The organism is [Clostridium] fimetarium (assembly GCF_900111235.1).
Classification (GTDB): domain Bacteria; phylum Bacillota; class Clostridia; order Lachnospirales; family Lachnospiraceae; genus Clostridium_N; species Clostridium_N fimetarium.
Map to the genome: position 1 here is coordinate 264,714 of NZ_FOJI01000003.1, position 26,446 is coordinate 291,159.

Here is a 26,446-nt window from a genome sequence, read left to right on the forward strand (position 1 = left end):
TAAATTAATGTTTCGGAGGGTTTACATATGAGCCACAAATACCGCCACACGATTAAAAGTCGTTTCATTATAATGATTCTTGCTCTTATATTATTTTTGGGAATTGGCATTTCAACTTTATTTTATTATTTATATATGTATAGTTTAAATAAAACCATGTTGCAAAACACTGAGACTAATATTCATTTTATGGCAGATAATATTAATTACAATATAGATAACATCATAAAATATTCACAGTGGTGCCGAAGTAATACGGATATTAACAATTTCCTTATAACGCCTCGTTCCAATGATAACTACGGACAAATCACGTCAAAAGCAACAAATGTATTTAATGCCGATTTTTTAAAAAACTCATCAAGGAATTATATACAGCGTATTGTCATAGGATCACTTGATAAGGACGATTATTTACAGATCGTGCCAAATTCATACTCAAAAGACTGCAATATGCCTGCTTTAATTAAAGCGCTCCCTTATTTTAATAATTATATTAATTATAATCCTATATCCAAATATAATTTCATTCTTGAGAATTCTTCATTTCCATGTGCAAACCAACAAATGGTTCCATTAATACAAACAGTTGAATCTACATTCGGAATTGATAATATAGGTTTTATTTATACAGAAATTTCTATTCAGTTATTTAAAGATGCCATAAAAGCCTATTCTCAGGAAGAGCTTTCAAATGTATATATTACAATTGGAAGCAATACGTATCAATTGTCAAATTCAACAACATTGAAACAGATTACTAACTTTTCAGATTACCATGATATCTCTTCAGATGATCTTCTGTACTCTAATACCAAATACCGTTCAGTATATAATGGGAAAGAGAATATACAACTCGTATCGCTGCAATTATCCATGTCTGGATGCTATATAACGGAAGAATTATCTCCGGCAGTATTCAAACAATGGCATAATCAATATATTATTATTATCATTATGCTCGTTATTATCATACTGATTGTTGGTGCACTGCTTCTTTTCTCATTTGCTAGATTTTTCAACAAACCCGTCAGAAAAATACATCATCAAATCAACGAAATCTCCAATGGCAATTTTGAACCCGACCACTCCATTGAATGGAATAATGAACTCGGTGATATAGGTCACTATATCAATAAGCTTGGAATCGATATCAATGATTTAATGTTGAAGCGAATTGAAAATGAATGTGAAAAGAAAGATTATGAATATAAGATGTTACAAAGCCAGATCAATCCTCATTTTTTATATAACACTCTGAATTCTATAAAATGGATGGCGACAATACAAAAATCTGATGGAATCGCAGAAATGACTACCTCGCTTTCAAGATTACTAAAAAATATTTCAAAGGGAAAAAGTGGAATTGTATCGATTGATTATGAATTAGCTTTGCTAAGTGATTATTTGACGATTCAAAAATATCGATATGGTGGAGCGCTCAATGTTGAATATATCATAGATGATGAAATGCTTCGCAATAACCAGATACTGCGATTTACTTTACAGCCTGTTATAGAAAATGCCATATTTCATGGCATTGAACCGAAAGGAAATACAGGCCATATAACCGTTCACATTTATGATACGGATGATAAAAGCACTAAAATATCAATCACCGATGATGGAATTGGAATGACTCCGGAATTAATTGAAAATGTTCTGAATGATGATTCCGCAAATGATTCTTCATTTTTCAAAAACATGGGAATTAGTAGTGTTAATAAAATGATCAAATATACATTTGGAGATAACTATGGAATGAGTATAGAAAGCGAACTTGGCCTATATACTACTGTGCATATATTATTACCTAAAAAACAATATGAAGGTGGTGGAATTACTTGAAACTAATTATAGCTGATGATGAGCCTCTTGTTCAGGTTGGTATAAATTCCATGCTTGATTGGAATAGTCTTGATATTGAAGTTTGTGGTATTGCCAAAAATGGAAACGAAGCATATGAATTAATCCAAAAATTTCACCCTGACATTATCATATCTGATATTAAAATGCCTTCTATGTCAGGTTTAGAATTACTCCAAAAGTGCCATGAAGAATTCAAAGGTCTTCCTGTATTTATAATGCTTACAAGTTATGAAGATTTTCAGTACGCACGCACAGCTTTAAAATATCAAGCCTCAGACTATCTTATTAAACTTGAGCTCAATACAAATGATTTAAAAAATGCAATTATCAAAGCTAAAAATCGTGTAAATGAGCTTCGTAGCTATGAAGTTGAAAATACAAATCAAAACTCCCAGCTTAGTGTTTTTCAAAATCGTTTTTATCTTCGCTTGATCAATAATCTGTTTGAAAGTGAAGAAATTTTCCACCAACAGCAAGAAGATTTTAAGATAGATTTTAATGCTACATCTTATATTGTTGCTTCCATAAAAATTGCAGCGCAACTATCGACTCACAATCTCAGTGATAATGCGTTTACTCTTTATAGCAGTACCGTTCAGATGTTTGAGCAATTAATACAAAAATATAGTTCTTGTTTTGTTCTTTCACTTGATTTAACATGCTTTGTTGCTATTTTTCATTTGGATGAATTGCATGCAACTGATATTGAATATATTAAGAATGCCCTTAAACAAACAGCCTCACTTCTTCACGATTACTACAATGTAACCCTTTATACAAGCCTAGGTCATTTTGTAACCAATCCTAATCAGATTTCAGAATCATATAATGATGCAAAACAAATTTCAATATACACAACCAAAGAACAGCCTATCTTATATATTAATGATATAGGCGACAATAAATGTAACGCGAAAAATATATTTAATCTAGCAATTTTTAAATATGATATCGTTAAAACATTTGAAAACTATGATATACAATCTCTGAATAAAATAAACGATGCTATTTTTATCTTATTTGAATCAGACACACTCCATTATGCACAGGCAGTTGATATTGTGAGCAGTATGCTTCATTTTGCAATAACGCTTCTACCAAATGGAACAGACGTTGTAGAAAGTATATTCAAAGATGAATCTGATAATTATCTTAGTTTATACAAATTCAAATCCGTACAACAGGTTCTTACTTATTTGAGTAAATTGACCGAAGGGTTGCATTCATTCTTTGAAGAAAAACAGGCCAATCTAAAAAATCAGCTCATGATTCAGGTGAAGCAATATATAAAAGAACACATTTGTGAAAAGTTATCTCTTCAGGGGATTGCCGATACATTTAATATCAGTCAAAACTATTTAAGCCAGCTGTTCAAACAATATTATAAAATTGGTTTCAATGAATACATTACAAAAGAAAAAGTAGAATACGCCAAACATCTGTTATCCAACAACAAAATCAAAATATATGAGGTTGCTGAACAACTTGGTTTTGAAAATGCCTTCTATTTTAGTAAAGTATTCAAAAAAGTAGTGGGACTTTCTCCAAAGGAATATCTGACAAATCTTACCGATCATGATTAATCTTACGTTATACTATTACAATAAGTTTCAATATTCATTGTTTAAAAACATTAATTTCTATTCAAACATGAAAAACCCCCTCTATGACAGAGGGGGTTTTCTGCATCTTTAAAAAAGACACATTATGAAAATTAAATATAGAGGGGGGGGTTATATTAAAGATTTATATAAATCTATAATAGCTTCTACACTGGTAGCTTTTGGATTACCAGGTCTGCAGGCATCGTCAAATGCTGACTTTGCAAGGAATGGAATATCTTCTTCCTTCACAATACCTTTCAAATCTGCTGGAATTCCAACATCTATAGAAAGTTTCTGTACAGCACCTACTGCTGCTTTTCGATATTCTTCCTGTGACATTGCCTCAACACCTATAACACCCATTGCAATTGCGATATCACGGTATCTGGTACCTGTTGCATCAGCATTGTAGGTCATAACAGTTGGAAGAATAATTGCATTTGCGACACCATGTGGGGTGTCATAAAAAGCGCCTAATGGATGTGCCATTGAATGAACGATTCCAAGTCCTACATTGGAGAATCCCATACCAGCAATATACTGTCCGAGAGCCATTTGTTTTCTGCCTTCTGGTTCATTGTTCACTGCACTTCTTAAACTCTTTGAAATAATTTCAATCGCTTTGATATGAAACATATCAGATAATTCCCACGCGCCACCTGTAATATATCCTTCAATTGCGTGAGTTAGAGCATCCATTCCTGTTGCTGCGGTAAGTCCTTTGGGCATAGATGACATCATGTCTGGATCCACAAAAGCGACTACTGGAATATCATGTGTATCTACACAAACCATCTTACGATGTTTTACTTCATCGGTAATAACATAGTTAATCGTAACTTCAGCTGCTGTACCTGCTGTTGTTGGGACAGCAAAAGTCGTAACTGCTTTGTTCTTTGTAGGTGCAACGCCTTCTAAGCTGATTACATCTTCAAATTCAGGGTTTGTAATAATAATACCAATTGCTTTGGCCGTATCTATAGAAGATCCTCCGCCTATTGCAATAATATAATCCGCGCCAGAGTTTTTAAACGCTTCTACGCCGTTCTGAACATTTTCAACAGTGGGATTTGCTTTGATTTTAGAATACATTACATATGAAAGAGCTTTGCCGTCCAATACGTCTAATACTTTCTTTGTAACCCCAAATTTAATAAGATCGGGATCAGAACATACGAAAGCTTTTTTAAGCCCTCTGCCTTGAGCCTCATCAGCAATATGCATAATTGCACCAGCTCCATGATATGATGTTTCATTTAAAATAAATCTGTTAGCCATTCTTTTTCTCCTATTCTATTTATATTATATTTGTTTCTATTTGCTTCTATTTATTTTGTGTATAGAAATTTTTCTGGAAGGGTAACATTAAAGTCCCTTGCTAAATCTCTGAAATCATCTGGTGTAATTGTCTGTAATTTAGTAGGTTGCATAGAAAGCATTTTAACCAAAATTTCTGCGGATTTTTCAACGGTATGCATAAGTCCAAAGGTCAGATCAAAATCTTCACCTGCCGCAAACATTCCATGATGTGCCCAAATAGCAACATCATAGGCTTTCATAAGTTTGCTCGTAGCAATTGCTATTTCACATCCTCCTGGAACCATCCAAGGTACCATACCAATTCCTGCTGGGAAAACCACTGGGCACTCTGTTGCCATCTCCCAAAGTTCTCTTGTAAATACCTCATCTTTTAAAGGAAGCACAAATGTAAGAGCAATGACATTGGTTGTATGAGCATGGTAGATTACGCGGTATTTTCCATCTGTGGCTTTCTTTTTCACTTCATGGTTCATTAGGTGAGAAGGAAGTTCTGAGGTAGGTCTTCCGCCATTAACTAGGCCCCATACAATACGATATTTTTCACCCGTCTGATCTACTTCAAGCATACAGATGGAATCTTCTGGTTTAATAATTACATTTCTAAAATATTTTCCACTACCTGTTACCAGAAAAAATTCTCCTGCAAGATCTGGAACTGTAGCACCTATTGCTTGCCATTCTTTTGCTACAAAATTTTCTTTCACCAATTCTACTTCTTCTGTTTTAACACGATAAGATAGGTTTCCGCCATTTCTTTCATGCCAACCCTGTTCCCAACCATCATTGGCCATTCTCATAAAACCTTGTACATATTCTGCGTCTAAAAAATTCATATAGTCCTCCAACTTATCTATTATTCAAAACTTCTTCTTCGTATTTTTTAATTTCTTCAAACCATCCAGCATCTGGGCAAACACCACTTTCATTACAATACTGCGCCCAAATATCTCCCAATGGAAATGTCTTTAGTTCTTCTTGCATCATCATAAGTTCTGTAAGTCTTTCTTGGTTCTGCATTTCAGTAAAAAGAACATTAGGTGTACATAGAGCATTTAGAAGTGCCTTCTGCCAACTACGGAATCCGATGGTCCATGCAGCGATTCTATTAATACTTGCATCAAAGAAATCCAATGCCATATATACTCTCTCGAGTCCATTACATCTTACAATCTCTTTTGCCATCTCTTTTGTCTCATCATCAAATAATACTACATGATCGCTATCCCAACGAACTGGTCTGGTAATATGTAATGCAATTTCTGGAAAGAAACATAGAAGTGATGGAATTTTATCACTAACAAATTCTGTAGGATGATAATGACCATTGTCCATAAGGGGCAGACAGCCATCATGTGTTGCAGCGAAGCTTAATGTGAATTCAGAAGATCCCACGGTGTATGCCTCAACACCAATTCCAAATACCTTTGACTCAACACATGGCTTCACTAGATTTTTATCATATGGTTCTGATAAAATCTGTTCAATTGAATCCTTATATCTTAATCTTGGGCCCATTCTATCTGCTGGAATATCTTTGTACCCGTCACCAGTCCAAATATTCATAATACATGGCACGCCTGTTTCTTTTGCCATGTACTGCGAGATGCGAATACAGGCTTTTCCGTGCTCAATCCAGAACTTGCGAGTCTTATCGTCAGGGCTTGAAAGGGTAAGACCATCTTTTACTTTATCATGTGAAAAAAATGTTGGATTAAAATCAATTCCCATAGATCTTTCTTTGGCAAAATCAACCCATTTTTGAAAATGCTTTGGCTCTAATTTATCTCTATCTACATGCTCGCCTTCTTCAAAAACTGCATAAGAGGCGTGAAGATTCAGTTTCTTTTTACCTGGCATAAGGCTAATCGCCTTGTCTAAATCTTTCATAAGTTCCTGCACATTGGTCGCTTTTCCTGGGTAGTTGCCAGTCGCTTGTATACCCCCAGTTAATGGGCCTTCATGATCAAATCCTGTTACATCGTCTCCTTGCCAACAGTGAATGGATATAGGAATATTTTTAAGTGTTTCTATTGCGGCATCGGTATCTACCCCAAGAGTTGCATATAATTTCTTGGCTGATTGGTATCTTTCTACGTTCATTTTATTACTCCTTTTCTGGTTCATTTTTAAATATTTTAATAGGGAAAGATTCGTAAACATAATTTCTTGCTTCAGTGAGATCTTTCAATTCATTGTTCGCAATCATCTGACTGCAAATATTACCGATTGCTGTTGCCTCTGTAGGCCCCGCATATACGGTTCTTCCTGTCTCTTTTGCAGTCAGCCTATTTAGGTATTCTGCATTTGAGCCACCTCCCACTATGTGAATGCTATGAAAGATTTTTCCTGTAGCATCTTCAATTTCTTTGATGGCTTCTTTATAACATCTAGCAAGGCTGTTGTAAATGACTGCAGCAACTTCCGCAATACCCTGTGGAATCTGCTGTTTGGTCTGCCGACATGCCTGTTGCACTTCTTTGGTCATACTTTGTGGTGCTAAAAATCTGGTGTCATTACAGTCAACGATTGATTCTACTTCGCTTATTGATGCCAATGCGCAGATTTCTGCAAAGTCCAAATTCAAACCGATTTCTTTTTTTACGGACTGTATCATCCAAAGGCCCATAATATTTTTAAGATATCTAAATCTAAAGTTATATCCACCTTCATTCGTGAAATTATGAAGTCGGCTTTTATCTGAGCAATTTGCTTCTATTAATTCAGTCCCCATAAGGGACCATGTTCCTGAACTTATATAAATGGTATTCTCTTCATTGGTGGGAACTGCCATAACTGCAGATCCTGTATCATGTGTTGCAGGAAGTACCACCTCACAGGAATATCCAATTTCTGATTCCATTTCCGAAGTGAGATTTCCAAGTACCGTTCCTGCCTGCAAGATTTTAGCAAAAACTTTGTTGGGATATCCCAGTTTTTCAATAAGATGCCAGTCCCAATCCTTGGTCGTAGGGCTTACTAACTGTGTCGTTGTTGCATTGGTATATTCTGTCGCCATTACACCAGTTAATAGAAAGTGCAAATAGTCAGGAATCATAAGCAATTTTTCCGTTTTTCTAAGAAGCTCTGGTTGTTGGACTTTTAATGCCATAAGCTGATAGATTGTGTTAAAGATTTGTTTTTGAATACCCGTCCTTTTGTACAACTCTACTTCTGAGATATATTTGTAAACTTCCTCATCCATTCCTTTGGTTCGATCATCTCTATAGGCAGTTGGATTTTCTAATTTCTGTCCTTCTTTGCCTATTAGAACAAAATCTACACCCCAGGTATCTATTCCAACGCTAATAGGGATTTTCCCCAATTCTGCACATTTTTTCATACCAGTTTTAATTTCTTTAAAAAGTCTCTCAATATCCCAGGAAAGTTTTCCTTTATAGTTATCCATAGAATTTTCAAAACGATACACTTCTTCAAGAATAATTTTTCCAGATTCCTTAGAAGCCAGAATATGCCTTCCCCCTGATGCTCCAATGTCAATCGCAAGATAATACTGCATTATAAATTCCTTTCGCATTTGTCTTTGTAATAAAATAATACCATTTTAAAAACAACAAAAAAAGACGACTTTTGTTTAAAAAAGTGTCCTTTTTTGCCATTTGAAAACATTCGGTTTAATGATGTGTTCTAAGTCTATACTTTCTAGGCGTTTCACCATATTTTTTTTGAAAAATCCTATGAAAATAACTAAGATTTTCATAACCAACAGCCATACCAATATCCATAACCGACATCTTGGTATGTTGCAAAAGATAAACGGCCTGACTCAATCGTTTCTCCTGAATCAACTCAATATAGGTCTTTCCTGTTCTTTTTTTAATTTCTTTCGATAGCCAAAAAAGATTGTAATGAAGGGACTGGGCAAGTTCAGATAACTCCCCATCCCTATAATGCTCTTCCACATAACGTAGTACTGATAACACCAATTTCTGTTCTTCAACCGTTTTATTAATCTCAACTCGATCTAAATGGTTCATAAGCTGTAAAAATAGCAATCCCATTGTTACCTGGTTGATACTCCTGTTGTTGGGCTGTTTATTCATAATTGTCCAGATTAAGTTTTCCACTAGATTCTGGATAGGCAGAATATCCGCCACCTTAAAATGTAAAAATGACGAAGATTCCTTCTCACCTCTAAGACAGTCAATTACAAAATTTCTCACAAGATTTTCTTCTTCTCCCATCATTTTTAAAGCATAGTCAAAAAACTCTGGCAAAACAATAAAATTCACGGCGATATCATCTATTCCGGCAGGCGAAATCTCCTGCACAGCTTTCTGGTTCAAAAACATTAATTCTCCCTGAAGTAATTCTATCGATACACCATCTATTTTGTGATGGGTACTTCCGCAATACATATAAATCACTTCTATATAATTATGGGTATGGGCTGGAAAATGAATAAAGCGCGTGTGGGGACGTACCTGAATCAGTTTTCCTGCATCCAATAGTTTCGTTGCATCAACTTCGGATTGTTTATATGTCATATAAAGATTCTTTTCTATTTCCGTACCACCGTTTAGGATGTGTGTTTCTTCTTCAGTAATTTTTTTTAATTCGTTGTAAATTGCTTCAACCATATTACACCTACCTTACCCAAAATGTAGTAACTCTACTATGGAAATTATAACAGTTTTCTGACTATAAGGAAACCTCATATAGCAAATATTATAAAGAGAAACCTGTTATTATCGTTAGTCATTTGGGCAAATGAAAAGTTTTTTATGTCGGTTGTGATTTAATTTTGACGTGTATCTTCCTCAATAGCATGAACATATAAATTGCTTTGCATATGACTTGACTCTAATAATAAAGCTTCACAAAAATACTTTTGAGCGATTTCAGTATTTCCAAGGCCTAAATTTCCAAGTGCCATTAAATAATTGCAATGTGCTTCATTTTTTCTCGTATAATCAAGATCAAATATTAGGAAATCTGGAAGTGATACCGCAAAATACTCAGCCTTCATTTGATCACAAAAATGTTTCTCTCCATAATCAATTAGCTTGTAAAATCTAGCATTCGCGGCCTCCACATCATTCAATTTGAGTTTTGCTAATCCTTGAAATAAAATAGAATCTGCTGGTTGATCGTTATAATACATCATTCCTGCTGGTTTATCATCACCTAGCGTGGCAAGCGAATAGCACTCAGTTGCAGTGGTAGTGTTCTCAAGTTTTTCATTGACTATTCCCAATAAATAATATATTTGATTATCCTTTGTTCCTTCCAACTTCCCCTCCCCAAGATTTGGGGGATATATCAATGCGCTTTCCAACAATGTCTTTGCGTTATTCCAATCTCTATTTTTCATTTTCTTCTTAGCAATTTCTGTTAGTGCGATCGTATATTGTGTCGTTATTTTCCCTTCGCCACCCTCCCACGGATGAAATTTACGTGATTCAATCAACGCAAGTGCATTTTCATGTGCAAACACCATATTTTTCAAAGTAACATATTCTATAAACAAGTCATCTCTACTTTGGACCAGATCCATATGCGCTTCAAATTTATCTAATCTATCTTCATAACTCATCTCAAGTTTTTTATATAATTGATCAAGCTCCAAAAACACTCTGGCATCTGTTGAATCAATGGAAAATGCTTTCTCCATTTCTAGTTTTGCCAGCTTGCCATCCTGTTGTTTATTAAAATAGGCGAGTGACAAATTACGATGTACTGTCGGGAATAGATCATTTAAGTCTCTAGATTGTTCCCATAACTTTATTGCTCTATCAAATTGAAGTTTGTCATAGAATAGGTCACCTAAATAATAATATGCATATGCACCCTTCGGATTTTGCATAATCGCATACTCTAATACTGCTATATCTTCCATTTTATTTGGGAAACAATAGAAAGAACACATTGTTTCTGCTTTTTCTAAAGCAGAAGTTGCTTCTTCTTTTTTTCCTAAACAACCTAAATAATAGGCTCTATAGTAAGCTATCATTGGTTTGTCCTGATTACATATTTTCAATAATTCAATCGCTTCTTCATAACCACCCATTTCAGCGTAATCTCTCGCACACATCAAATAATTTTCATAGAATCTTCTCATAAGCTTTTCCATCATCATAATTGTATTGTTTTGTGCATTTCTGTATTCATTTACTAATATAGTACTTAATTCGAAATGAGAAACATAATCAAAAGGATCCAAATCTAGACTTTCCAAAATATATGCTTTAGCCGTCTTTTCATATCCTAATTTTCTTAAAACATATGCTTTTAATCCCCTGGCTTTTACATTATGTGCATTCTTTACCAGACCTTTTTCAATGTGTTCCAATGCCAACTCGTACTCACACCGTTGCGCATCGATCGCAGCAAGATAATAAAACGACATTTCTTGTTCCTCATTTGACCAAGTTGCTTTATAAAAAGCATCATATGCTTCTTCGTTTTTCTTCTGATAAAACAAGCAAAGTCCCAAATTATAATAAGTCTCACCGTCATATGGATTGGGATTTCGTTTTATCAACCTTTCTAATGCTTTTTTAAAATATTTTTCTGAATCTGTTAAGTTTCCCCTACGCATAAGCAATACACCATATGCATTATTGATTCTAATATCTTTGGCATCTCTTTTTAATCCTTCAAGATAATAGGGATCTGGTAAGTACGTTGCATGACGATATTGTTCAATATGAAGGCCCGCTAAATAAAGCTCTTCATTTGTCATAATTTCCTCTGGTTCTTTTACAGCTTCAGCTGGTTTTGGCATTTTATCAATATTTGTTTTTTTCTTCGGTTTATAAGATACCAGAACTTTTTCTCCATCCTTGATTTCTACCTGGATTTCTGACTCATCACAAGATGGCTCGAATATTTCTTTCTCGAAAATATCATAAGGAGATAATTTTTGTATTTCATCAAAAATAACTATTCCATGATTTTTTACAATAATCTGTGCACGCTCATAAACTGCAGTTGCATACACACATACATATATTTTTTCATTATCAACCGTTAAATTTACAGCCGCATCTATTGTTGCATTTTTCACCTGACCAACCGCTTTATATGGCATAAAATACTGTGTAAATGTTTTCTCCTCAAATGGTTTTAGCCATGAAAAATCTGGTTGATTGTCGGTAAATACCCCTGTCATCAGCTCAATGTAGGGACCATCCTCGTCCGTTAAATTGCGATCCCATGCCTTGCCAAAATCTCCACAGCCCCATGTCCATTGTTTTTTCCCTGGGCAGATATGATGATCAGCGACATGTAAAATACCTGCCGCTTTTTGATAATCATAACCGCCGACAAAATTATAATCCGACTTTTCTGCCATATAGGAAGTTGGAACTGGAATATTTTTATAACGAGAAATATCTACTCCCCTACTATAATCCTTTTTATAATAGATACCGGTCGCTATTGGGAATCTTGATACATCTCGTTTTCCATGATCCATCACCGCATGAACATCTGGTGGGAAAATTGACTGCGTATAATCATTTACTGATACTGCTGGATTTGCCCACCACAAAAAAGTTTGTGGTAACGCAGTTCTATTATAAAGTTGCCCTGTTATTTCTATGTACGCTTTATCTGAATAGAGCGTAATTTTAGCCATCCCTTTTGTTCCATTCATTTGATCCACGTCATTAATCAATACGGATTTACTACCGTCTTTATTTTCTACTGTCATATAATCTACTGGCATAAATGTCGTAGGTCTATGATGTTGTGGCCAATTAAATTCAATGCCTCCTGATATCCAAGGACCCGTTAAGCCGACTAATGCGGGTTTAATTACATGATTATAATATACAAAATCATAACCATTCGTTTTATCATAAGCCCTTTGAATTCTTCCGCCCAGTTCTGGCAAAATCATCACTTTCAAATACTCATTTTCCAAGTATACAGCCTTATATGTTTTATCAACTTTCGTATCAGAAATCGTGTCAATTGTTGGATAAGGATATATTTTTCCGCTACTACCTTGGTATACTCTTTTTTCCAAGAACATCGGGTTCTTATCTGGCTTTCCTATTTCATACGTTGGAATTACTACTTCCTCTTCCCATACTCTTGTATCATGCATTTTGCTTTCCTCCCGAATCATACTTTTCAAGTTTGTACCTCAGTCGCAAATCATATCGTAAACAAGAATGCTTGCACTCTTGCATGTGAATCGAAAATTCGCATTATTCATACTTGTGTCTATCATGAATAGTCTATCATCTGTTCTTAACAAAATCATTCATTATAATTGTCTGATAATTTCAAATTATTGCTTTATTATATTACATCTTTTATTGACGTTACCTATATAGTTTAGTATAATAATTTCAAATAACTGCGTTATATTATGAAATAGCACATTATGAAAGAGGTTATATTATGAAAGGGGTATCCTTATGAAATCTACTGAGAAAAATGTTTTGAATACATCCGACTTTTTTACTTATGAACCCAGTTTACAAGCAAGGACCTGCTTTTTCTATCCAGTTGTTACTGGACATTTTATATATGAAGCAGGCTATTGTCAGCAGCGCTCTTCTTATGACAGTTTTTTGTTGATGGCTATACAAAAGGGTCAACTAATTATAGAAACGAATGGAATATCCTACCCTGTTCATGAAGGTCAAATTGTACTCATTGATTGCTATGCACCTCATTCATACAAAAGTTTTACAGGTTGGGAATCTCTGTGGCTTCATTTTGATGGAATATCATCCCGTAATTATTATGAAATGATTATAGGTAATAATGGCCCTGTTATTTCATTACCTGATTCCTATTCATTCACTCGTAAACTAAACACCATTTATCATTCCTTTCGAGATAACATTTCTATAAAAGAGCCACTTATTTCTAAATATATCAATGATATCTTAACAGAATTATTATTAGTAAATTCAAGCAATTCCAGACTTCCGAATTACACCTCTTTGATTGAAGATGTAATTAGCTATATCACAGATCACCTCAGCGATGATTTATCCATTGAAACATTGTCTTCCTATGCACATTTAAGTACCTATTACTTTATTCGTATTTTCAAAAAAGAAACTGGATTAACCCCACACGAATATATTACAAATGCTCGTATCAGCTCTGCTAAATATTTACTTACCACCACTCAACTTTCTATTTCAGAAATAAGCGATAAGCTTGGATTCTCCTGTAGTAGTGCGTTTTGTACCGTATTTAAAGGAAAAACGGGTAGCACGCCAAATTCATACCGCACTACCCCTGTTATATAATTCATTATCCTGTAAGGTTCTAATGGTATCTGACCTTAGATTTTTTTTCCTCAAATCCCTTCCTCTGGAAACAACTTGGCGCTTATAAATGGGATTTTCACTTCATATACTAGCATTATTTCTGCTAAATATAACTGTCCCGTTATCTCATCCACTTCTTCCTTACGTGCAGCCATTGCTGACTCAACATTTACCTTAGCACCTTTTTTCAAAGGAACAATGTATATTGTTAATGGCGTATCTTTCAATCTGTCCACATACTTTTTTAGTCCAATTTCCCATATGGCTCCATTACAGAAGTTATCATGAATCATGTCTCCATCTATAAATGCCTGTCCAATATCTCCATCATAATGAATCTGAAGAATCGCTTCTTTCACCCCATCCATAAAATTTTGCGGGATTTGAATTGTATATCTTGTTGAGCCTATTTGATTAATAGATACTGGAACGCTCTTCTTTTCAGATATAACTTCGAATTCTTCCCATTTATCATTTACTTGATTTTTCTTAATGACACAATCACTTTCTTTTATGACATTCGTTGGATAAACAAAAATTGTCGTCTTTTCCCCCGTCGTTTCCAGACGAAGTTCTCCATTTCCTTCTAATACAGATGCTTCTGTAATCATAAATATTTTCTTACCGTCATGATCTAACTGATAGCAATTGTTCATCTGTATTCTTGGTAATGTAACTATCACGCACTTATGTGTTCCCTCCGATACTTTATAGACTTTTCCAAATTGATGGTTCATTTCTTCCGCATGGACTTCTTTTTCGAAAACGAATTTTTCGTTCATTCCTTCAGGTACCATAAACAGAAAGTGTTCTATTCCATCCTCTTTCCATCTGGTTACCGGTTGTGCCAACGCATATTTTAGATTGATTCCCCCAAGATCCATATTAAATGGAAGAATACAATTTTCATCTGCTGCAAGAGATATCGGTCCCACTTCTATGGTTTCTTTCTCTAATTCCAATGTAACCATTTCATTATTTTTATCTTTTGTAATCACATGGTCTTGAAAATTATTGATAAACAAAAAACCCTTATTCTCTTTCATTCTAACTGCAAATCTTAGTGTATCTAAATCTGTCGGATCAATCTGTGTTGCTTCTTGTGGTAAATATGTTATTGTATCGCACAATTGGTCTGAAAATTCTGTTGAAAAGAAATGTAACGGCTTTAATCTTTTATAAGACTCTCTTAACTGTCCAAACTCACCAATTGCAGCCTGGTAATCATAGGAAAGTTTGGGTACTTGACCCTCATTTAAAAATTCCGGTGAATTTCCCTTTGGATTCGTTCCACCTTTAAATACATAATAGCCTAAGAAATTACACCCTGATGCCATCTTAATATTCGCCATAGCATCTACACTTTTGTATGCAAATTGAAATCTATAATTATAACTACATTGCATTCCACCACCCATTTCACAACATGCATAGGGTTTGTCTTCTGGATTATAATCGGGTTTGAATTCTCTGCATTCTTTCATTTCGTTATTATGAAAATCAGAGTATACATATTCATCCGTAGCCGGATGTGGTCCTGTGTATGAATTATAAATCCATGGACGATAGGAATAACCTCCCCATAGAGGCATCATTTCCGATGGAGCTACAGCGCCTCCCCATGCTGTACACGTATAAAATGGTACATCAATGCCAACTTCCTTTGCTATGTCACGAAGCTTATACATGTATGCATCACCGTCATTGCCTGCTTTGATCCATTCGTTTGCAACTCCTGTAGTCATTTCCCAGGGTGCTGATGAATGCTGATATTCGTTTTCAATTTGAGCGCCAATGATTGGTCCCCCGTCTTTGTAGTAAAGTCCTTTTAACTGTTGCGCTATTTTTGCATATAGCATTCTTGTACAATTCAAGAATCCATCATTCATCTCACGGACTTCAAATGGCTTTCCATATAACCAGTCAGGTAGGCCTCCATTACGTGCTTCTCCATGATTAAATGGTCCAACCCGAATTATTACTAACATTTCATTTTCTTGACATAATTGAATAAATCTTCTAACATTTCTCCTACCTTCAAAACAAAAAACACCTTCTGTTTCTTCATGGTGATTCCAAAAAATATATGTGGATACAATATTAATGCCACATTGTTTCATTTTACTTAATTCATCATTCCACTCACTATCCTCACATCGAGAAAAATGAAACTCTCCACTTATTCCAAACATTGGTTTTTCATTTTTACGAAAATAATAGTTGGTAAAATCTATCGTTTCTCCCGTTGGATTCTTTCCTGTGAAATTTTTTCCTAATGGATAAATATTTTCGTGTTTTGGAGTTTTTAAATTTATTCTATTCATCTCAATCCTCTTTTCAATCCTCATTATCTGCTATATTTTCACTAACCACATCAGTGATTCGATTATCTGCTATATTTTCACTACCCCGAACCAGTGATTCGATAACCTCATATTCTATATTTTGCATAGGATTAAATTCTTCAGAATCCATATATACATAGATTGATGAAAGCAATGCCCTCGCCTCTGGATATTTTTGCAGATCTTGTAATCCCATTGATGATAAAACCAGTTTTCCATTACCACATCGGCATTCTAATAATTTTGTCATCGGTCTCATGTAGGCGTAACTATCCATTTCAGTGATAATTGACTCAAATCTCTGAGGCAAAATAATTGTTCTTTGTACCGCCATTGGCCACCATTGCCAATTACTGTGCGTTTCGGTTGGAAAATTTGAAAAAATAGGATGAGATGCATCGATAAATTGTCCCATTCCCCCTTCTTGTGCTGTAAATGTCCCAACAGACCAGAAATCTGTCGTAAATTGTGCTTGAATAGAATTTGGTAAATTCTCTTTCGTTGAAGCTGGCGATAAATATACGCTTCCGCCCATTTCCAAAACTTTTTTTGTTTTTTCATCAAATATTTGTGTTTCATAAACCGACTTTGGGCACTTGAGGTTTATTTTAGGATAAACCCAAATCGGATAACTATTTGAAATTCCATCAACTGAAACGATCAAATCCAGTCTTGATGCTTTTTTAAATGTATCTATAGCTATCTTAATTTTCCCAACTATAGTCAACTCTCCCATTGGACAACATTTTTCATCTAAGCTACCTAATACACTATAACTATTTCCACGTAATTCATACTCTGTTGGTCCATGCAAATCTTTTTTTCCATAATTTGCAACAATGACATCAACTGCCAATAATTCTCCATTTTCAAATGTATATTTAGGCAATAATGCCATGATGTGTTGGTCCCGATAAAATTGATGAAATCTTTCTGGCTTTGCAAATGGATAAGGTTTGGGTTGCAAATGAGAATTCAACATTCCCACCAATGCTGTCCCCTGACCTGGAAAGTCTTGTAAACCGAGTAATGATATCCCTGACATCTCTTTGGTTCTCATTACCGCTTCAACTTCTTCTCTATATGCGATGCAAGCTAATTCTCCAGTTGCCTCTACCTGTTTTTCCCAAATATCGCTTGGCAAACCGAGCCTTTTCACCTTATCTTTTATCAACCTAATATTTGCAGGATCCGAAATACCCTTGAATTCTTTTAGCTCACTAAAATCTGGAAGAATCTCAAACTGACCAACTTCAAAACTAAAAACAGGTTTCGCAAACTCTTTTCTAAGATTTTTCATTGAATGATCGTAATTCATCTTACCACTTGGATATTGATTATTTATAAACCCTACTAAACCCGGATTTTCTTTATCCATTGCTGCAGATGTCCCACGTAAATCATCTTCAAAATATTTTACAGAACTATAAAAGTCACTTTCTCTGTCACACCCTATTTCGCCATAATGAACATTTGAACCATTTGCATACATTCTTGTATCATCAAGCAAATGTGCTTGATGAAGTAATTCATCCATACGTTTATGCCCTAAGTCATTCGTTGCTAACTCATTTCCTAACGTTAACATGACAAAGGATGGATGATTCGCTAACATACGAATCACTTCTTTTAATTCTGCCTTGTAATACTCAAAACTTTCATCTAGAACAAATGCAGTTTTGGGATTCCAATGAGATAATTCTGGTTGCATTAACATTCCAACCTGATCTGCTGCAATAAACGCCGCATCCGGTGGGCAATGTGAATGAAACCGAACGCAATTTACTCCATATGATTGATAGACCTTCAAAATAGTAATCCAATCTTCCACTTTCATCGGTGAATATCCCGTTTCAGGAAATTCAGCGCAATTTGTTTCACTTCTTAAAAAAATCGTTCGATTGTTGATTGCTAATTTTCCTTTTCCATTATCGCCAAAATCACGTACTCCAAAAATCACTTTTTTTGACTCTTCCTCACTCATAATTGCGGTTAATTCGTAAAGATTTCCTTCATATTCATCCCAAAATCGAATACCATCGACCAAGCTCATATTGTCAAATACAACGCTATTTAAACCAGCCAAAAGTGATACCTTCTTCGTCTTCGATTCAAGCAACCCGTCTGATTGGATTGTTATCTCTCCAATATATGGTGCCGCTGCTGATATTTCAATTTCGACTTTTAACATTCCATGTATTGGATAGACACGAATACCAGAAATAAAAGTGCTATTTTCTTCACGCAATCTTATATATCCCAAAAGTCCATTCCAATTCGTCTGCGTTTCGTCTGTTGCTGCAGATGAATTTACGATTTCATCTTGTGGCAATTGAGGATAACTATTGTCTGAAATAAATGTAACCTTATTATTTCCATTTAATAATTTTGTTACTTCAAAAATATGAGGCGTACTTATTGTTTGCTCAGTAAAATCCAGTACTTTTTTATCATCAATGAAAAGCATAAGGCACCTTGCACGTTCTACTTCAAGAAATATACGTTTTTCTACTGGTGGATTATATGATATCCAACGTGTTATCTGTGCTTCCCCCTCATATGTATACTTTCTTGTAAATCTACTTGATATAATTGTCTGACTATCAAGGGACTCATTACCATTTCCTAAAGTCTCATCTGGATGCCAGCTTTTTGTAACTTTATCTTCATAACCAATATGATTTTCATCCAGTGTTCCTGGCAACATCATAAGGTGATTTGTCCCATCTTTTAATTGCACTTGCCAATTTCCACTTAACGAATAATTCACTATGTGTAACCTTCTTCCTTTATAATTACTTATAATATATCACAAATCCAACTTTATACCATTTTGAAAAATTGCTATTATATTAATTAAAAATGCTTTTCGAAATGTATTTAGCTAAAAAAAACAGGGTATATACTTCTATATACTCTGTTCTTGAATCTTATTAAGTATTCTGATACAGCCTCTTTTAAACCCTTCCATCCTTGCGGTTTACATCGATCTTAACTGTCTCAATATGATAACGAAGGTAATAAACCATGAACAAAATAACGAGAAATCCGATTAGGTTCAGAATCTGTTGATTTATTATACAGTAAACTTATTCACTGCCTTTTTTAATAGTGTTGAATGTTCTAAACTAATATTTATTTCATTTTTTACTTGATCTACCATAGTTACAATTTCAGATATTTTTTCTGCAATTTCCTGTGTTCCTGTTGCGCCTTCATTTACAGTGATTGCGACTTCACTCATTGCCTTCATAATACCTTCAATCGTTGCTGTTAATTCTTCTGCAGTTGCACTGAAATCATTTACTAAATCATCAACATATTTCCCATCATTTCCATAGGCTTCGCCTGTGTTTACCATTTCATCGTAATCTTTTAATACTGTAGTGTCAAAGAATTCCATAATTGTTCTAGAACTACTAGCCAAGTCATTTACTGCAGTAAATACTTCTGCTGTAACCTTCTGAATTTCACTTACTGTATTTTTTGAACTCTCTGCAAGATTTCTAATTTCATCTGCAACAACTGCAAATCCTTTTCCTGCTTCTCCTGCTCTTGCTGCTTCTATTGCAGCGTTTAATGCCAGTAGATTTGTTTGTGAAGAAATCGACAATATTGTATCTGCAAGTACGCTTATCTTTTCAATCGCATTTGATTTTTTTAAAGCTATTTCGAGATTACTCTTTGTATTTTCGTAAATCATTTTAGATACTTTTTGTGAATTAATTGCATTTTGTTTTAATTCATCAGCCCTAGTACTAATCTCATTTGCAGAAATAGCACCTTTTTGTGCTCTATCTGACATAGATTCTGTAGCATTCTCAATTTCAAGTGAAGATGAATTCACCTCCTGCGCTGATGCTGCAGTCTCTTCCATACCAGCAGAGAGTTCTTGTATTGTTGCTGCTGATTGTTCCACATTTGAAGTAAGCTCTTTCATGTATTCCACAACACTTAAGACTGCATTCTCTACACCATCCGAGCACTGGTTAACATCAATAATAATACTTCTTATATTTGCTATAAATTGATTCACTGAAGTTGCTAATTGTCCGATTTCATCCTTAGATGTAATATCAATGCTTTGTGTTAAATCTCCACCATTTTGAACGAGATCAGTCAAACGTAATTTCATCTTTTTTATTGGGGTAGTTATGCTGTGAATAATGAATACTTCCATTGTAATTCCCAATATCATTCCTACTAATATACATATCGCGATTATATTTCTCGCTAACGAATACGTTGTATAACCTTGAGCACTAACTGCCGCAGAATTATTCTGGTTGTCTTCAACAAGTGCTGTTAATGCATTTGTGATTTTGTCATATGCTACTTTGCCATCTACCTTAACAACGGTCATAGCCGCTTGCGTATCCAATGCTCTGCTTGCAGTGATTATTTTCTTGTGTTCGCTCACATATTCATTCCAGCTCGTCTCTACTATATTAATATTTTCATTATCATTATATCCTTTGTATTCTTTAATAAGACTTTCTATTTCAGACTGTAATTTATTCATTTTAATTTCGATTGTATCCATACCTGTATTATCAGTAATTATGATATGGTTAAATTCATATGACCGAAAAGTCGTCATATCAAACCTCAAAGTTTGTGCACAATTAATCTGTGGTAATATTTCACTATCTATAACCGTAGAAGTGTTATTGACATTTTTTAATGAAATAATAGATATAATCCCTAATACTCCTAGAAGTAACATTAAAAATGTAAATGATAATATCAACTTTTTCCTAATAGTCATAATTTCATTCTCCTTCGTATTTGCATTTCGATTTTATTTTTTAATTTGATAACTGCAATTCTTCACTTATATTACTAAAGAAATCCTTATGCTTATCAGAGCTGACAAGCGGACTATATGATCCACTGTTTTTTCCATTTCCCGGAATAGTACCGATAAATAGAATATAAACAACCACATCCCCATGACAAAGGCGTAGCTATCCAGATTCCGGTCACACCAAAAGGTATTACCAAAAGATACGCAAATACGATCCTACCAGTTATTTCAGCGACACCTGCTAATAAAGAAGCATTGACATCACCTGCACCACGAATCAGATTTAGGTAGCTGTTCATAACACCTGCAATTATATAAGCAATTACAATAATCGTCATATAGTTACTGCCAATCCTGATTGCATCTGCTGCAATGGCTGGATTCAGAAATATTGATAATATCTGCTTTTTGAAACATAGTACGACGACAACAAGGCTCACACAACAGGTCATCATAATCATCAATGTCTTATGCAGTGCTTCCCTGATGCGCTCAAAATTCTGACTTCCAATATTCTGTCCGGTAAATACAGATAACGCACTGCCAATCGCCACAATAATCTGTATCGTTACAGAATCGATTCTTTGTACTGCTGCATATGCGGACATCGTTTCCATTCCAAATGTATTAACCAGTCCTTGGACGCTCATCCCACCAAGGGAAATAAGGGAACTCTGAACAGCAAACGGAACGCCTGCTTTTACCACGATCATAATCATATGCCACTGGGGCGTGAAATCTAGCTGGGTGAGTCCTATTTTTATACGACCGATATATAACTGCCTGATGCAGATAGCCGCTGCAACCACCTGTGCAATAACAGTTCCATATGCAGCACCTGCGACCCCCATATGAAAGTGCAGAACAAACAGCAGGTTCAAAGCAATATTTGCAAGCGACGAAACAACCATCGCGAGTAATGGAGTCTTCGAATCCCCAACGCTTCTAAGAATGGATGCCGCTCCATTATATACAATCATGCCAAACATCCCGGCCATGCAGATTCGTAGGAACAGGGTAGAGGTTCCGATAATATTATCCGGAACCTGCATCAGATGTAATATGGTGGGTGCCAATAAAAATCCAAGGAGCGGGATGATTGCTGTCAGTACCGACACCAGTTCAATTAATGCTACAATAGATTGTTTTAACTTTTCCTGATTATGCATCCCAAAATATTGTGCAACAACAATTCCAGCACCAACACTAAGGCCCATCATCAAAGAATTCGTGACAGCAATGATATTTCCAGTAGTCCCAACTGCCGCCAAGGCATCTGGCCCTATAAATCTTCCCACAATGACTGTATCAACTAAATTATAAAATTGCTGAAAAATATTGCCAATCATTAATGGTAGTGCAAAACCAATGAGTAATTTCATTGGTTTTCCTTTTGTCATATCTGTTGCCACAATTCATACTCCTTTGATTCACTAATTTATAAAATCCTACCACATGCAATTTCAATTCTTTTTAATTCTTCTTCTGTAAAAGCTGTATGTCCGATAATCTTCACATTTTCACGAATCTGACTTGCCTTTGACGCACCAATGAGTACACTAGTCACTTCATCATCCTTTAAAATCCAGGATAATGACATCTGTGCCAGAGACTGTCCACGTTCTGCTGCAATGCTATTTAATGCACCAATCTGCTCCAAACGCTCTTTAGAAATATCGTTTTCCTTTAAGAATCTTCCATCTTTTGCTATCCTGCTATCCTCGGGAATTCCGTGTAGATACTTATCTGTCAAAATCCCTTGAGCCAATGGGCAGAATGCAATAATTCCACATCCATTTTCGGCAGCGAACTGTTTTAGTCCATCCTCCTCGATATTACGTTCAAATAAGGAATATTTTCTTTGATTAATAATAAATGGAGTCTTTAAATCTCTTAAGATCTTCATTGCTGCTTCTGTCTGCTCTTTATTATAATTAGAAATGCCAACATACAATGCCTTACCACTTTTTACAATTCCATCTAGTGCAAGCATTGTTTCTTCTAATGGTGTTTCAGTATCTGGTCTATGGTGATAATAAATATCCACATAATCCAGGTTCATTCTCTTTAAACTCTGATCCAGACTTGCTACCAGATATTTCTTTGATCCAAAGTCACCATAAGGTCCAGGCCACATATCATAACCGGCCTTTGTCGATATGAGCATTTCATCCCGGTAGGTAAGCATTTCATTATTGAGAATACGCCCAAAATTTTCTTCTGCCGCACCATTTACTGGTCCATAATTATTTGCTAAATCAAAATGGGTAATACCGTTATCGAATGCTGTAAAGCACATCTCTTTCATATTTTCATAACTAGCATTGCTACCAAAGTTATGCCATAACCCAAGTGAAACCATAGGAAGTTTTAATCCACTGTTACCACAGCGATTATAATTCATATTATCATATCTATTTTCATTTGCTTGATACATCATCTTATACCTCTTTCTCAAGTTAAATCGGATATTATCAATCCAATTGTGCTACTTGCTCTTAACCTTATTACTGCTTTCTGGATAAGGTTATAATAATTTTATGTGTTTTTTCAGTTCTGCTTCAATCAATGGCGCATACCACCGCTTATAACCTTCAGCGTTTAGATGCACTCCATTTCCATCCTTCGTTTCAACTTCACCATTATAGGAAAATTCATATCTCATACCTTCAATACAGGTATTGATTCCCCCTTTTTCAAATATATCTATCACCGGAATGGACCACTTTTTACAGACAGTCTTTGCCCAATACTGCAAACAGCGCTGTGTTTCTTCACTCTGCAAGGGCATATGATGAACGGCAATATAGAAAATCTGGCTGTTCTGATATTTCTTTCTTAACTGATAGCATATATTCTCAAAGGCTCCAATAAATGTTGCAGTATCATATCCGTCCTCATAATGATCTGTGATTTTACCAAGATAGTTATCCTTTACCAGTTCAACTGCATCGTTGGTCAATCCATCAAAACAGATAAAATCAGGTACACAATCTGAAGCATTTACAATCTGTTTAGCAATATCCCATACCCAAATCAAATCCGGAATCTGTTTTGCAATATTTGGAATGACCGTTGCTCCATTGACTGCATAATTGGTAAGCTTCATTTTATTCTTTTCTACTAAATGACTCAGCATACCTATTTTTAAGTAATGTCCTGCAACAATAGAATCCCCAAAACCATAAATGGTTTTCTCTTTCAGACTACTCATCACTAATCACTCCACCTTTCCTTCATTAGTGCCAATAATTCGAGATTGGTTAAATGATTTTCCATATTCGTTACCAGTATGACCCTGCGGTCTTCTTCTGCATAAAGGAACTCTCGCTGCCATGCATTAAAATGTGGACCATCTCCCATATTTCTAATATAGCTCATCAAGCCTTCCAGCACCCATGCTGTCTGCCTGATATCTGTCAGACACTCATTTTGGTAGAATCCATTCCACTTTCCATGTTCTCTTTCATGTAGGCAACTGTACGCCTGATCATATTGCTCCCTGGCCAGTCCTGCATGATAAAATCCTAGCTGATAATCCTGATTCAACGCATAAAGTAAGCCTTTACTAGCTTCATATGCACCTGAAAAACAATACGCGTAAATCTTTGCCTGTAACAGGAGGGAATCTTTCATCAATTCCGCTGCATGATGTTCCATAGACAGGACAGCGCCTTCGCACTCCCTGCAATACAATCGGTATCCTTTTGCAGCTTCTTGACAAAGCTTCATATACCAGTCAATCTGACCCTTTAAATCCTTTGCATCTGTCGCCCATAACAAATCCTTTTGTGTAGAATTCCTGTCTTTCATATATTGGGATATCAGCATTCTGGGTACATAATTGGTAAACTGTTCACCCGCATGATCATCTTCATTTGGTCCATAGGATACCGCGTATTTATGATAATCATTCAGGTACTGCTTCACTGCCTGTACATCTTTTTTCCCATAATACGTTGTAATATAATTCTCTTCGTGTTCTTTTATATCCACTTTACCGGATTTCCACATGGTAGCGATCAAATCGAGATAATAAACATGTGGCTTTACATTAGAACAATTAATGATCCAGTAATCCGTGATGCCGTGTGCGACAACTCGATTCAGTTCACTACAAACAAAGTCTACAGAATTTGTCAGCATTGTGATATGATTTGCGGCCTGAAGGTCATAAAATGAAACATGGTAATAGATTCCATGCATTCCATGGTCGCTGTCCGGTGGTAGTGCTTCAATTCTTGGATTATGATTATTCTGTCTTCTAGAAACCATCTTACCATAGCCGTTATCCGCCCATATCTTTATAACATCTTCTGGAAAATCCAAATAACCTTCCTTATACAGCTCCATTGTCTCACCATACAGATTTGTGCAACAGATTGCGTCAGGATCTACTTTCTTTACCATATCATACTGAATTCTAATAAGACTCCCCATCAGCTCTCCACGTGCTTTGGATGTCTGATACTGGGGATCATCTGCCCAAAACGGGCGGTCTCCTTGTCCACGAAATCCCAAATTCCAAATTACATGCATATCTTTCTGGCTTTCAATTCCGGCTTTCCAAAGTCCGATAAATTTATCTGGATACTGAGCATATGACGGAGTTAATCCAGGATATTTTCTTGCAAACATATCGGCTCCCAGGGGTTCGGCATGATGATGGGTAATCATAAGCCCCATGTCAGATGCAAGCTTACGATACTTCGTACCATTCCTGTCCGTTCCCGGTATCACCATATTGCCACCACTGCGAATCAATGCCTCAAACACCATTTCCCATGATTCTTCTTTTCTTCCATTGACACTCCATGTATGAATAAGGACCTCATCATTCACGAACCAGCCTCTTAGTCTGATTGCAAATGGAGTAGATTGATATTCAAAATCAGAGGGAATTTCATATGCATCACGTGCTGTAATCTTCTGATCATTCCAGAACCAGAAAGGCTGAATTCCTAATATGGTGTGGCTTATTTCATATAATCCATAAACAAAACCCAGTGTATCAGATGCATGTATCTGCAAACGTCCATTGCTTATATTCAAATAAAAGCATTCTTTTTCCTGCAAACCTTTGATTAGGACGATTTCTCCTGGCTCAACCTCGCTCTGCATACATGGCTCACTTTTCTTACATGCCTTACTGATATCTCGTTTCAGATTACCAATTGCCAGCTGCACGGCCGTATCGTTCTGATCCGGTGGTATCACTGTATTTTGATTTAACAGAAACAT

16 protein-coding genes are annotated in these 26,446 nt (G+C 35.5%); 3 read left to right on the forward strand and 13 right to left on the reverse strand.

Annotated elements, in window-relative coordinates; genetic code table 11:
• Positions 1-27 precede the first annotated feature (27 nt).
• Both BMY18_RS05605 and BMY18_RS05610 read left to right on the forward strand, forming a co-directional pair.
• Positions 28-1,848 carry a sensor histidine kinase gene (locus BMY18_RS05605; protein WP_092451429.1) on the forward strand — a complete coding sequence of 607 codons (1,821 nt, stop codon included), beginning with the start codon at positions 28-30 and terminating at the stop codon, positions 1,846-1,848.
• A complete protein-coding gene (locus BMY18_RS05610; RefSeq protein WP_092451431.1) occupies positions 1,845-3,452 on the forward strand; it encodes a response regulator transcription factor in 1,608 nt (535 codons plus the stop codon). The genes BMY18_RS05605 and BMY18_RS05610 overlap by 4 nt, the downstream gene beginning before the upstream one ends.
• 150 nt (positions 3,453-3,602) lie before the next feature.
• Here BMY18_RS05610 and fucO read toward each other — a convergent pair whose 3' ends face one another.
• The 6 genes from fucO to BMY18_RS05640 all read right to left on the reverse strand — a co-directional run bounded on the left by fucO (position 3,603) and on the right by BMY18_RS05640 (position 12,867).
• Positions 3,603-4,751 (reverse strand): lactaldehyde reductase, encoded by a 1,149-nt coding sequence (gene fucO, locus BMY18_RS05615; protein WP_092451433.1) that lies wholly within the window; start codon positions 4,749-4,751, stop codon positions 3,603-3,605.
• Between the two features lie 50 nt (positions 4,752-4,801).
• Entirely contained in the window at positions 4,802-5,626 is an 825-nt protein-coding gene (gene rhaD / locus BMY18_RS05620; RefSeq protein WP_092451435.1) for a rhamnulose-1-phosphate aldolase, read from the reverse strand.
• A 13-nt stretch (positions 5,627-5,639) separates the two neighbouring features.
• Complete coding sequence (locus tag BMY18_RS05625; protein WP_092451437.1) at positions 5,640-6,893, reverse strand: L-rhamnose isomerase; 1,254 nt, start codon at positions 6,891-6,893, stop codon at positions 5,640-5,642.
• A 4-nt stretch (positions 6,894-6,897) separates the two neighbouring features.
• Positions 6,898-8,310: a rhamnulokinase gene (gene rhaB / locus BMY18_RS05630; RefSeq protein ID WP_330385948.1), complete on the reverse strand. Its 1,413-nt coding sequence runs from the start codon at positions 8,308-8,310 to the stop codon at positions 6,898-6,900.
• A gap of 115 nt (positions 8,311-8,425) precedes the next feature.
• On the reverse strand, positions 8,426-9,391 hold the full coding sequence (locus tag BMY18_RS05635; RefSeq protein WP_092451439.1) for an AraC family transcriptional regulator: 966 nt from the start codon (positions 9,389-9,391) through the stop codon (positions 8,426-8,428).
• Between the two features lie 158 nt (positions 9,392-9,549).
• Positions 9,550-12,867, reverse strand: a complete 3,318-nt coding sequence (locus BMY18_RS05640; protein WP_092451441.1) for a DUF5107 domain-containing protein — start codon at positions 12,865-12,867, stop codon at positions 9,550-9,552.
• Between the two features lie 316 nt (positions 12,868-13,183).
• Here BMY18_RS05640 and BMY18_RS05645 point away from each other — a divergent pair, with 316 nt between their 5' ends.
• Positions 13,184-14,032 carry a helix-turn-helix transcriptional regulator gene (locus BMY18_RS05645; RefSeq protein WP_092451443.1) on the forward strand — a complete coding sequence of 283 codons (849 nt, stop codon included), beginning with the start codon at positions 13,184-13,186 and terminating at the stop codon, positions 14,030-14,032.
• 50 nt (positions 14,033-14,082) lie between these two features.
• On the opposite strand, the gene BMY18_RS05650 is transcribed toward BMY18_RS05645, so the two are convergent.
• From BMY18_RS05650 to BMY18_RS05680, 7 genes are all read right to left on the reverse strand, one after another.
• The gene (locus tag BMY18_RS05650) at positions 14,083-16,377 is read right to left on the reverse strand and encodes a beta-galactosidase (protein WP_170841309.1); all 2,295 of its coding nucleotides are present in this window, start codon (positions 16,375-16,377) and stop codon (positions 14,083-14,085) included.
• A gap of 13 nt (positions 16,378-16,390) precedes the next feature.
• The gene (locus tag BMY18_RS05655) at positions 16,391-19,168 is read right to left on the reverse strand and encodes a glycoside hydrolase family 2 TIM barrel-domain containing protein (protein ID WP_092451447.1); all 2,778 of its coding nucleotides are present in this window, start codon (positions 19,166-19,168) and stop codon (positions 16,391-16,393) included.
• 306 nt (positions 19,169-19,474) lie between these two features.
• Complete coding sequence (locus BMY18_RS05660; protein ID WP_092451449.1) at positions 19,475-21,166, reverse strand: methyl-accepting chemotaxis protein; 1,692 nt, start codon at positions 21,164-21,166, stop codon at positions 19,475-19,477.
• A gap of 113 nt (positions 21,167-21,279) precedes the next feature.
• Positions 21,280-22,617, reverse strand: coding sequence for an MATE family efflux transporter (locus tag BMY18_RS05665; protein WP_092451451.1), 1,338 nt, complete (start codon positions 22,615-22,617; stop codon positions 21,280-21,282).
• 26 nt (positions 22,618-22,643) lie between these two features.
• Complete coding sequence (locus tag BMY18_RS05670; protein ID WP_092451453.1) at positions 22,644-23,645, reverse strand: aldo/keto reductase; 1,002 nt, start codon at positions 23,643-23,645, stop codon at positions 22,644-22,646.
• An 87-nt stretch (positions 23,646-23,732) separates the two neighbouring features.
• Positions 23,733-24,419 carry an SGNH/GDSL hydrolase family protein gene (locus BMY18_RS05675; RefSeq protein ID WP_092451454.1) on the reverse strand — a complete coding sequence of 229 codons (687 nt, stop codon included), beginning with the start codon at positions 24,417-24,419 and terminating at the stop codon, positions 23,733-23,735.
• Between the two features lie 2 nt (positions 24,420-24,421).
• A complete protein-coding gene (locus tag BMY18_RS05680) occupies positions 24,422-26,446 on the reverse strand; it encodes a glycosyl hydrolase 115 family protein (RefSeq protein ID WP_092451456.1) in 2,025 nt (674 codons plus the stop codon).